9 protein-coding genes are annotated in these 11044 nt (G+C 74.2%); 3 read left to right on the forward strand and 6 right to left on the reverse strand.

Features of this window, described 5'->3' with window-relative positions; translation table 11 throughout:
- Positions 1 to 7 precede the first annotated feature (7 nt).
- Both AB0O91_RS32940 and AB0O91_RS32945 read right to left on the reverse strand, forming a co-directional pair.
- Positions 8 to 1348: an LLM class flavin-dependent oxidoreductase gene (locus AB0O91_RS32940; RefSeq protein ID WP_363441114.1), complete on the reverse strand. Its 1341-nt coding sequence runs from the start codon at positions 1346 to 1348 to the stop codon at positions 8 to 10.
- A gap of 105 nt (positions 1349 to 1453) precedes the next feature.
- Entirely contained in the window at positions 1454 to 1684 is a 231-nt protein-coding gene (locus AB0O91_RS32945) for a hypothetical protein (protein WP_363441116.1), read from the reverse strand.
- Between the two features lie 301 nt (positions 1685 to 1985).
- Here AB0O91_RS32945 and AB0O91_RS32950 point away from each other — a divergent pair, with 301 nt between their 5' ends.
- On the forward strand, positions 1986 to 2465 hold the full coding sequence (locus tag AB0O91_RS32950) for a MarR family transcriptional regulator (RefSeq protein WP_363441118.1): 480 nt from the start codon (positions 1986 to 1988) through the stop codon (positions 2463 to 2465).
- A gap of 56 nt (positions 2466 to 2521) precedes the next feature.
- On the forward strand, positions 2522 to 3061 hold the full coding sequence (locus AB0O91_RS32955; protein WP_363441120.1) for a cysteine hydrolase: 540 nt from the start codon (positions 2522 to 2524) through the stop codon (positions 3059 to 3061).
- Between the two features lie 70 nt (positions 3062 to 3131).
- On the opposite strand, the gene AB0O91_RS32960 is transcribed toward AB0O91_RS32955, so the two are convergent.
- From AB0O91_RS32960 to AB0O91_RS32975, 4 genes are all read right to left on the reverse strand, one after another.
- Complete coding sequence (locus AB0O91_RS32960) at positions 3132 to 4439, reverse strand: helix-turn-helix domain-containing protein (protein ID WP_363441122.1); 1308 nt, start codon at positions 4437 to 4439, stop codon at positions 3132 to 3134.
- Positions 4440 to 4548: 109 nt separating this feature from the next.
- Entirely contained in the window at positions 4549 to 5106 is a 558-nt protein-coding gene (locus tag AB0O91_RS32965) for a DUF4232 domain-containing protein (protein WP_363441124.1), read from the reverse strand.
- A 537-nt stretch (positions 5107 to 5643) separates the two neighbouring features.
- Complete coding sequence (locus AB0O91_RS32970; protein ID WP_363441126.1) at positions 5644 to 8982, reverse strand: SdrD B-like domain-containing protein; 3339 nt, start codon at positions 8980 to 8982, stop codon at positions 5644 to 5646.
- A 290-nt stretch (positions 8983 to 9272) separates the two neighbouring features.
- Positions 9273 to 10256 (reverse strand): helix-turn-helix transcriptional regulator, encoded by a 984-nt coding sequence (locus AB0O91_RS32975; RefSeq protein WP_363441128.1) that lies wholly within the window; start codon positions 10254 to 10256, stop codon positions 9273 to 9275.
- 364 nt (positions 10257 to 10620) lie between these two features.
- On the opposite strand from AB0O91_RS32975, the gene AB0O91_RS32980 reads away from it, so the two are divergent.
- A complete protein-coding gene (locus tag AB0O91_RS32980; RefSeq protein WP_363441130.1) occupies positions 10621 to 10866 on the forward strand; it encodes a hypothetical protein in 246 nt (81 codons plus the stop codon).
- Positions 10867 to 11044 lie beyond the last annotated feature (178 nt).

Below are 11044 nucleotides of genomic sequence, written 5' to 3' on the forward strand. Positions count from 1 at the left end.
GGGCCGGTCAGACGCTCTTCGGGTGGGCGGGGCGGTGCAGCCCGAGGTGGTCGCGCAGCGTGGTGCCCTCGTACTCGGTGCGGAACAGGCCGCGGCGCTGGAGCTCGGGGACGACCAGGTCGGCGAAGTCCGTCAGGCCGTCCGGCAGCACCGGCGGCATCACGTTGTAGCCGTCGGCCGCCCCGCCGGTGAACCACTCCTCCATCGCGTCCGCGATCTCCGTCGGGGTGCCGATGAGCACCCGGTGGCCGCGGCCGCCGGAGACGGACTGGTAGAGCTGCTTGATGGTCAGCCCCTCGCGCCGCGCCTTGTCGTAGACCAGCCGCTGCCGGCTGGTGCTGCCCTGGGTCTCGGGCAGTTCGGGCAGCGGGCCGTCCACCGGACTGCCGGAGACGTCGACGTCGCCCAGCAGCTGGGTGAGCAGGCCGAACCCCACCACCGGGTCGACGAGTTCCTGCAGCACGGCGTACTTGTCCTCGGCCTCGGCCCGGGTGCGGCCGACCACCGGGAACAGCCCCGGCATGATCTTCACCTGCTCCGGGTCGCGGCCGTGGCCGCGGACCTGCTCGCCCATCGCCCGGTAGAAGGCCTGCCCCTCCGCCAGCGTCTGGCTGGCGGTGAAGATCACCTCGGCCCACTGGGCCGCGAAGTCCTGGCCGTCGGCGGAGGCGCCGGCCTGGATCAGCACCGGGTGACCCTGCGGCGGGCGGGCCACGTTGAGCGGGCCGGCGACCGAGAAGTGCTCGCCCCGGTGGCCGAGCAGGTGCAGCTTCTCGGGCTGGAAGAAGCGTCCGCCGTCCTTGTCGTAGAGGAAGGCGTCGTCCTCCCAGCTGTCCCACAGCCCGGTGACCACCTCCATGAACTCGCGGGCCCGGTGGTAGCGGGCGCCGTGGTCCGGCTGGGAGTCCCGGTTGAAGTTGCGGGCCTCGGCGTCGGTCACCGAGGTGACGATGTTCCAGGCCGAGCGGCCGGCGCTCAGGTGGTCGATCGAGGCGAACTTGCGGGCCAGGTGGAAGGGTTCGTTGTAGGTGGTGGAGGCCGTCGCGGCCAGGCCGATCCGGTCGGTGGACACCGACAGCGCGGAGAGCAGGGTGATCGGGTCGAACTGCAGGAACCGGCCCCAGCGGCTGAGTTCGTCGGCGTCCTGGTACGGGGTGCGGATGCCGACGCCGTCCGCGACGAAGAACATGTCGAACTTGGCCCGCTCGGCGGTCCGGACCAGGTCCCGGTAGTGGCTGAAGTCCAGGCCCCCGTCGGCCCGTGCCGCCGGGTGGCGCCAGGAGGCGACGTGGTACCCGGGGACGAGCATGAACGCCCCCAGCTTCATCATCCGGCGTGTCCCGCCCATGACCTTTTCCCTCCCTGTCGGTTGACGCTCGGCTGTGTGGGCCCGGCCTCGGCGGCCGGGCCGGTGCCGCTCCCCGGTCGGACCCCGGTGGACGGCGTCGGCGGCCTACGCCGGCCGGCCCCAGTGGGTGTCGTCCCCGGCCTGGACCGACCGGCCCCAGTGGGTGTCGTCGGTGACCTGCGTCGGCTCGCCCCAGTGGGTGTCGGCCGACACCCGGGCCAGGCCCCAGTGGGTGTCGTCGCTCGGCAACCCGCCCGGGCCGGCCAGCGCCAGGACCGCCGTCGCCCCGGCAACCAGGCCGAGTACCGCGCGGGTCAGGATCCTGGTCTTCGTCATCACGCTCTCCCCCATGGGCTGTTCACTGCGTCCTGTTGCGGCCGATGCGCTCCGGTGCGTTCCGGAGCCGGCCCGTCCCCCGACGGGAACAGTCCAGTCGGGTGCGCTTTCCAACCACCTTCCACTCGGCCTCGAGCGGTGCCCGAGTGCCGAAAGGCGATCAGAAGGACTCCAGAAGGGGGTTGCGGCAGGGCGGACGGACGCCGGTCACCCGGCCGGTTCCCCTGGTGCGGTATCAGGGCCCTGATGTACCGTACGGTTCGAACAATCCGCGGCGGGGTCAGTCAGGGGTGGGACCACCATGAGCGACAACGCTTCCGGCCGGCCCGACCCGGCCCCGCTCGACGTCCACGACCGCCTGGGCCACGCCGTCAAGCGGGCCGAACAGGCCCTGATCGGCGAGAAGTCCCGGGTGCTGCGCACCGTCGACCTGACCGTGCCGCAGTACGTCACCCTGCTCGCGCTCCACCGGGCCGGCGGGATGTCCGGGGCCCAACTGGCCCGGGAGTGCCTGGTCACGCCGCAGACCATGACGACGGTCCTGACCAATCTGGAGCACAAGGGCCTGATCACCCGCGAGACGTCCAGCGTCCACCAGAGGGTGCTGGTCGCCAGGCTCACCCGGTCCGGCCGCGCCCTGGTGAAGAAGGCCGACGCCCTGGCCCGCGACGTCGAGCAGCGGCTCTCCGACGCCTTCGACGACGCCGAACGGGCCCTGCTGCGCGAGCTGCTGGACCGCGCGACGGCGGCACTGCGCCGGCCCGACCGGCCGACCGACTGACAGACCTCCCCCCGACCGGCTGACCACCCGGCCGACCGACCGTCCGAGGAACCCCGATGCCGAACAGCCCCGCCGCGCTCGCCCCCGGCACCGTCCTGGTCCTGATCGACCTCCAGCGGTGGATCGTCGACCGCCCGGGCGGCCCGCTCACCGGCGCCGCCGTGGTCCGCTCCGCCGCCCGGCTGAAGACGGCCTTCGAGGCGGCCGGCCTGCCCGTGGTCCTGGTCCGCTACGCCCGCCTGGACGGCAGCGACGGCGGCCCCGACTCCTCCGTCAACCGCTTCGCCCCCGAGCTGGCCCCGCTCCCCGGTACCGAGGTCATCACCAAGTACGGCATCGACGCCTTCGCCGGCACCGACCTCGCGGAGCGCCTGACCCGGCTCGGCGCGGCCGGCCTGGTGGTCGCCGGCATCTCCACCGAGTACGGCGTCGCCGAGACCGTCCGCACCGCCGTCGCCCTCGGCTACCCCACCACCGTGGTCGAGGACGCCGTCACCGCCGTCACGGCCCCCGGCCACACCGCCGCCCTCGACGCCTTCCACCGGCTCGGCGTCACCGTCACCCGCACCGAGTCCCTGCTCACCCCGGCCGTCTGACCGCCCGGCGGCCCGACCGTCCGGCCGCCGCCGGGCCGGGGGCGGCCGGGCGGCGGCGGAGCGCCGGGGCTCACTCCTCGGCCTGGGTCGGGGCCCACGTCCGCCCGTTGTGGAAGTACGCCGGCGCACCGCGCAGCCCCGCCGTCCGGAAGGGGCGGCCGTGGTCGTCCACCCGGAGCGTGCCCTGCCGGTCGCCGCTGCTCCAGACCAGGTCGAGGTACCAGGAGACGTCCTGCGAGGCCGTGGTGGCGTCCACGTCGATGACCTGCGGGTCGGTGTCGGAGACCCGGTACGGGAAGTTCGACGTGGCGGTCTTCACCTCGCCCTCCCGCCCCGCGACCGGCACCGCCCGGGGCGCGGGCGCGTCCAGGTCGACCGCGAAGGACGCCGGGACGAGCCCGCCGCCGCAGCCGGCGCCCGGGGTGTAGGCGTTCCCCTTGGGCGCGGGCTGGGCGCTGACCACCTGGACGTACACGGCGTGCAGGACGACGGGCGTGGCCCCGACGCCCTGCGCGGTCAGCTGGAGCCGCAGGTGCCCGGCGGGGACGGCCTGTTGGGCGGCCGCCCAGCTGTCGACGGCGGCGATCGTGTCCGGCGGCGGGGCCACCTGGCCCGGCGCCCGCGGGGAGAGGAACCACTGCCCGCAGGGGCTGCCCCAGTTGTCGGTCAGCACGTTGACGTGGAACGGGACGGCCTCCTCCGGCGGCGCCGAGCCGGTGGGCGAGCCGGCGGGCGCTGCTCCGGCCGAGCCCGTGGCCGACCCCGTGGCCGAGCCGGTGGCCGGACTCCCCGCCGGGGCGGGAGCCGCGGACGCCGTCGCCGTGGAGCCCCCTGCGGCCGTGGGCACCGCCGTCGCCGCCCCGACCGGAGCCGCGGCCCGCCCGGCGCCGCCGCGCGACAGGAGCACCGGCACCGCCGCGACCAGCCCGACCACGAGCACCACGGCCACCGCGCTCAGCAGCACCTTGGTCCGCCGCCGCCCAGCCCCGGCCGGAACGGCGCCGACCGGCTCCCGGTCCGGCACCACGGCCTCCTGAACCGCCGACGGGACGTCCGGGGCAACCGCCGGGGCAACCGCCGGCGGGCCCACCGGCACGTCCGGAGGGCCCGCCGGCGCCGCCCCCGGCTCCCGCCGGCGCGCCGCGTCCGCCACGATCCAGCGCCGGTGCAGCGCGACCAGTTCCTCCCCCGTCGCCCCGCACGCCCGGGCGAACCGCTCCACCGGCGCGTACTCGGCGGGCACCGCCGCACCGTTGCAGTAGCGGTGCAGCGTGGAGGTGCTGACGTGCAGCCGGGTCGCCAGCGCGCCGTAGCTGCGGCCGGAACGTTCCTTCAGCTCCCGCAGCATCGCGGCGAACTCGTCGGTCTCCACGCCCATGTCTGCCTCCCCGGTACCGCGGCCCGGCCCGGCTCCCCGCCGAACGCCCAGCTCACGGTACCGGAGGCGGCTCCGGACTCCCCGTCGCCGGGGAGTCCGCACGGCCGCCTCAGGACGACCGGTCGGCACCGGCCGCGGAGGCCGCCGCGTCCGCGACCGTGCTGCGGTACAGGCCCAGCTTCGGCTTGAGCACCTTCGCCCCGGTGCCGAGCGGGAAGTTCCGGGTGTCCGCGGTGGGCATGTGGTCGCCGTCCGCCAGCACGTTCAGCTGGTCGATCCCGGGGGTGCCGGCCGCCGCCCCGCCGGGGTTGAGGTCGATCACCGCGTACGCGCTCCGCCCGGCCGCGAGCGGGTAGGCCGGCGCGCCGCCCAGCCCGCCGGGCACCAGCGGCCGGACGTCCTTGCTGTGGTCCGCCGCGTGCGAGTCGCCCAGGCTGACCAGCGGGTAGTAGCTCAGCCCGCAGGACCGCGGCCCCTGGTTGCGCACCTCGATCACCCGCTGCCACGGCGCCTCCGGCCGGACCGTCACCCGCACCACCAGGTTCCCGCTCTCGCACGGGTGTCCGTACGCGTAGGCGTCACCGTCCGCCCCGGCGCCCGCCGTCGTGCCGCCCGCCGCCGCACCGCCCGCGGGCTTCCCCCCGGGCGCCGCCGACGAGACGGACACCGGGCCGGTCCCGGTCCCGGCCCCGGCCCGTGCCGGTGCCGGTGCCGCCGCACCCCCGGCCGGGGCGGCCGCACTCGGTGCGGCGGCTCCCGGCTCGGCCCCACCGGTCGCGGCGGCATCGCCCGGGGCGGCGGCACCGGCAGCGGCACCGGCGGACGAGGCCTGCGGCGCCGGCTGCGACGCGGACCCCGCCTGGGCGGACTGACAGGCCCCCAGGGCGAACACGGCGCCCACCAGGACGACCGGAACCACAACAGCACGACGAACGGACATGACGGACCCCCGGAAGAGCGAAGGAAGGAAGGAGGAATCGGCCCCGGCGCCATCGACGACGCCTGCCGACCACCAGCCTGGACCGGCCCCCTCCCGGCCCGCCACAGTCACCGCCCGATCCGACACGCTGGAACGCTTCCACCCCCTCTGACCTGCTGTTTCGCCGCCCCCTGGAACGCGTTCCCGGAACGCCGGTGGCGCCGCCCGGGGGCGGCGCCACTGGTCAGGGCCTGTTGTTGGATGGTCCGTCGCGGAGGTCGGGCGTCAGCTGTGACGTCCCGGCCGGCGGTAGGCGGTGACGCAGAGGATCAGGCCGCCGAGGGCCACGACTCCGCCGAGGGCGGCGAGCAGCGGCCCGTTCATGCTGCTGCCGGTGTTGGGCAGCGAAGGGCTGCTCGAACCCGACGGGGTGTGACCGGTCGGGCTCGGGGTCGGGGTCATCGTCGGGGTCGGGGTCGGGCTGGACGACCCGCTCGGGCTCGGCGAGGCCGTGACCGACGGGGACGGGGACGGGGACGGGGAGGTGCTCGGCGACGGCGACGGCGACGGCGACGGCGACGGCGACGGCGACGGGCTCGGCGACGGGCTCGGCGACGGCGACGGGCTCGGGCTCGGGCTCGGCGAGGGCGACGGCGAGGAGGTGGGCAGGATCACGCCCATGTCGAGGTCCAGGTCCCGCTGCCCGCCCTTGAGGGTGACGGTCTGGGTGAGGCCGGTGGTCGGGTCGGCGTCCGAGTCCTTGCTCGGGTCCGTGCCCGCGCCCCGCTTGGTGACGGTGGCGCCCGACGGCAGGGTCGACAGGTCGAACTGGACCGCGTAGCTGCCGTCCGGCAGGTGGTCGAACAGGTAGTGCCCGGTGGAGTCGGTCACGGTGGTGACCGGGTTGCCGTCCTTGTCCCGGACCGGCTGCCCGTCGCCGTCCAGCAGCTTCACGGTGACGCCCGGGATGCCGGGGTCGCCGGGCTTCTGGATGCCGGAGCCGTCCAGGTCCTGCCAGACGAAGTCGCCGAGCGCGTTGTTCGACGGCGCCATCCGCTTGACGGCGACGCCGACCTTGGCGGGTTCGGCGGGCAGCAGTTGGCGGCCCTCGTTGTCGGTGGCGGTGAAGGCGAAGCTGTTCCAGGCGTAGTCGCCCTCGGGCGCGTCGTAGGAGGCGACCATCGGCCAGGTGAGGGTGAAGGAGTCGCCGGAGGCGATGGTGCCGGGGCGGTGGATGCGGAACCAGGTCGCGGTTCCCGGGGCGGGGAAGGTGCTGCTCCAGGTCGCGGCGCTGTTGCACCCGGTGCGGGTGACGAGTGCGGCCTCGACGCAGGGGTTGGGGTCGGTGGTGTACTCGATGAGCACGGTCGGGTCGCTGGCGGTGATCGGCTGGCTCAGGGACGGCGCCCAGGCGCTGCCGCGGGCGGCGTCCTGGGTGAGGACATAGTTGTCGCCGGGGGCGGGCAGCTTGTCGTAGGCGATGAAGTCGGTGACCGGGTCCGGGGAGTCGTTGCGGACGGTCATCCGCCAGGAGGTCCGGCCACCGGGGGTGGCGGTGCCGATGGCGACGTAGTCGGCGTCCAGGTCCCCCTTGACCTCCTTGTAGGAGCGCAGCACCGCCGGCACGTCCACCCGGATCCCGGACGAGGCGTGGCACATCAGCTCGGTGGTGTCGCCGTTGCCGTTGAGGTCCAGCACGTCGGGGGTGCTGCCGCTGTCGGAGCCGGAGAACATGCAGGAGACCGGGGTGGTGGGCCGGTCGACGGTGACGTAGATGTCGTTGGTCAGCTCGCCGGAGCGGATGCTGCCGGCGACCTGGACGTCGAAGAGCATCCGGTAGGCCAGCCGGTCGTGCAGGTACGTCATGTCGGGCGCGCCGGCGGGCCATTCCATCCGGAGGATCTGGCGGCCGTCGGGGCCCGGGGTGACGGTGATCGAGCTGGGGGCCTTGGCGTCCGGGTAGTTCGGGTCCGGGCGGGCGGAGCCGTCGATGTAGACCACGCCGGCGGGCAGCACGTCGTACAGCACCAGCGGGCGGTCGAGGTCCCGGGCGCTGCGGTTGTACGGGATGACCTGGAAGGTGGCCTTGCCGCCGGGGGCGGACAGTTCGCCGGCCACGGTGGTCTTGGCGGCGCCGAGGTTGGTGGCCGGGGTGATGGTGGTGGAGGCGCAGGCGTTGGCGGAGGCACTGTTGTTGCCGTCGCTCGCGGCGGTGTCCACGCAGTTGGTCAGCGGTGCCGGGGCCGGACGGCCGTCGTGGCCCGGGGTGGCGACCTGGGTGACCAGTTGGACGGAGTTGCCGGGGCTCCAGCCGGTCGGGATGGGGCCGTTCCAGGTGAACCTGAGGCCGTCCAGCCGGCGGCCGGCCGGGATGCCCAGCTCGTCGTCGGCCGGGTTGCCGGCGCCCTGGGCGAAGGTGATCCGGCGGGCGCCGGAGCCGTCCAGCGGGCTGGTCGGAGTGAAGGTCTGCCAGGTGGGGTCGCCGTCGAGCCGGTACTGCAGGGTGAGTCGGATGCTGGTCGGGTTCCACGGCTCGAACTGGAGCGACTGCGGATAGATCCAGTTGTAGATGCCGTCGGTGGTCCCGGCGCCGGGGTCGGTCATGGTCAGGCTGGTGGCCGGGCCGGAGGTGTTGGTGGCGGACAGGGCGAAGGAGTTGAGGTCACCGGAGACGGTGGTCTCGCGCCACACCTTGCTCGCGGTCACCACCACGCCGCTCGCCGGGGGGCGGAACTGGCCGGTGGTGGTGGCGGCGGAGTCCAGCCGCCGCTCGCTCTCGGTGAGCGGGGCGCCGAGCAGGTCCACGGTGTTGTCGGAGGTGGTCCCGTCCGGGAAGTCGGCCTCCGGGTAGTTGACGACCAGCACGCCCGGCAGCCGGCAGCCGCCGCGCCCGTTGCCGGAGGTGAACGCCCCGATGTCGTAGCCCCAGGTGTTCGGCCCGGGGGCCACCTGGGACCAGCCCGGCGAGCGGCCGGTGTCCACCACCGCGCCGGGCGGCAGGGTGTCCAGCAGCCGGCTGGTGTCCAGGTCGACGTTGGGCACGTTGTCGGTGGCACAGGCGCTGAACTGGTAGGTGACGGTGCGCCCGTCGCTGCTGGAGGTCTGGATGCCCTTGGTCACGGTGTACTGCGGCTGGACGGCGGCCCTGGTGTCGGCGGTCGCGGTCTGCGAGGTCTCGCCGTCGGCCGACATGGTCGCCGAGTTGGTCGAGGTCGCCCCGTCGGGGGTGGAGAAGTTCGGGTACTTCATCGTCACCGTGATGGTGGCGGTGGTGCCCGGGCTCAGGTTCTTCAGCTTGATGGTCATCGTGCCGCCCATCGCGCCGGAGGCGGGCACGGTGGAGGCGGCCTCGTCGACCGACGACGGATCGGGCGTCCAACCGACGAACTGCAGGTTGGCGGGCAGGGTGTCGAGGATCTGCCCGTTGGTGCACTCGGTGATCGAGCACGTGTAGCGCAGGGTGTAGGTGACGTTCTCCCCCGGGGAGGGCGTCGCCTTGTCCACACTCTTGGTGAAGGAGATCGCGGCCTGGGCCGGTGGCGCCAGCACACTGCTGCTGAGCAGCGAGCCCGCCACCAGTGCCAGCACCGAGGCGATCCGCCCGGTCCGGAATCGAAGTCGCATGGCAGGCAGTTCATCCGACTGCCCGGCACCCTCCTCGACGGCACGAGGACGGGTCACGGGGATTCACCTGCCCGGCGCACCAATCCGGGCCCCCGGCTTGCGGACCCCGCACCGACGGTCCATCATGCGGCGCCCCGGGGCTCCGGACCGCGCCGCGCCGCAGCCGGATGACAGGATCGTGGCAGGCCCGCCAGCCGCCCGACCGACTGCCGGTCGTCGAAGCGGTCGCCGCGCTCATCCCCTGAGCCCCGGGGTCAGGCCCGGCCGCCCCCTGCCTGCTGCCCCGGGGCTCAGAGCAGGTTGCGCTCGGTGACGCGCTGGCCGAGCTGGAAGCGGCTCTGGGCGTCGAACTGCTCCATCAGGTCGGTGATCATCCGGCGCTCGGTGCGCAGGGAGACGCCCAGCCGACGGGCGGCCGCCTCGTCGGTGAGGCCGGCCGAGAGCAGGCGCAGCAGTTCGCGCTGCTGCGGGGTGATCTCGCCGACCGGGGTGACGACCGCGGCGCCCAGCACCTCGGAGTGCTCCCAGACCTGGTCGAACAGCGCGCACAGCCCGGCGACGGCCCCGCGTTCGCGGATCACGGCGACGCCCGCGGTCAGGCCGTCGGGGTCGAGCGGGACCATCGCGACCTCCCGGTCCACGATCTGCATCCGCATCGGCAGGACGCTGGTCGTGCGGGTCTCGCCACCCTGCGCGGCGAGCCAGTTGGCGTGTTCGACGCTGCCCGGGTCGTTGCGGATGCTGCTCAGGTAGATGGTCTTCACCTTGACCCCGCGGTCCAGCAGCGTCTGGGTGATCGGGCGGCTGGCCGCGCGGTTCTCCGGGGTCTGCTTGCCGCCGGGGGCGAAGGACATGGTCTCGCTGCGCGCCTGGGCGCCCAGTTCCTCCAGCCGGGCCCGGATGTCGTCCAGGCCGGTCAGGTGCTCGACGCCGCCGGCGCCCTCCTCCGGGCGCAGCATCGAGTACTCGGCGACCAGGCCGGCGATCGCCGCCCGGCTCGACTCGACCTCGTGCTGCCGGCGCGCGATCTCGGCCTGCCGGCGGGCGATCAGCGCCTCGAACGCCACCTTGGGGCTGACCGTGCGCATCGCACCGCCGCCCTCCCAGGAGGGGCGGATCAGCTCCTGGTCGGCCAGCTCGTCCATCGCCGAGCGGACCTCCGCCTCGGTCCAGCCGAGCGACTCGGCGATGCGGACCACGCCCCAGTCCGGCTGACTGAGCATCGAGCGGTAGACGGCCTCGGCCTGCTGCGAGAGTCCCAGCGTGGTCAGCATTCGGTCGGCCCCCCGGCCATGAGACGGGTTGCGCCGCGAACCCTGCCCGTGATTCGCGCACGCACTGTTCCGGACCCGGCCACCTGCGCACGCTTTTGGTCAGGTCCAGACCAGAAAATACCACCGCCCGGGAGCGGCCAGACACCCCCCGACCAGCGGTAATCCCTTCGCGCCCGGAGCGGGCGGCGGCCCGCCGCGGAGCCCCGGAGCCCGCCGGCCGGCCCCCGGGGAACGGAATCCGCAGCAGGGATCGGGCCCCTCCTGCTGGCACAGGCGCGCCATGGCAAGAACGTGCCGACGCACGGCCACCCCATCGGCTCCTCCCGTCCACCATCGTTGCTGCGTGCTTGTCGTTCCCTTTACCTTGACCCGTCCGCGTGCCGCTCCGGTTCCCGCCGAGGGCACGGTCACCACCGCCCTGCGCGCCGCCGCCGCGCTCCACGAGGGCCCGGAGCACATCCGGGTGCACAGTTCGCGCGCCGGGGCGCGCGGCGTGATGTTCGTGATCGCCCCGGACCCGGACACGGCCCGCGCCCTGTGCCTGGCCGTCTGCGCCCGGGCCGTTGCCGGGACCCCCGAGCTGACCGGCTGGTTGGTGGACGTCCCCTAGATCCGGGCCGTCCGGCACCGCCGGCACGATCCGGCCGGAGGCGCTGACACAGATATGCCAGCGCCAAATTGTGTCACCGGAGAGCTGGGACAACCGGCTCGTCAGCCCGGCAGAATCGATCTCGTCGAAGCGCGGCGAGCAGCAGCAGGAACCGCCGCCTCACCCGAACCCCCCTTAC

Origin of the sequence: Kitasatospora sp. NPDC089797, assembly GCF_040684795.1 — a bacterium.
Lineage (GTDB): Bacteria > Actinomycetota > Actinomycetes > Streptomycetales > Streptomycetaceae > Kitasatospora.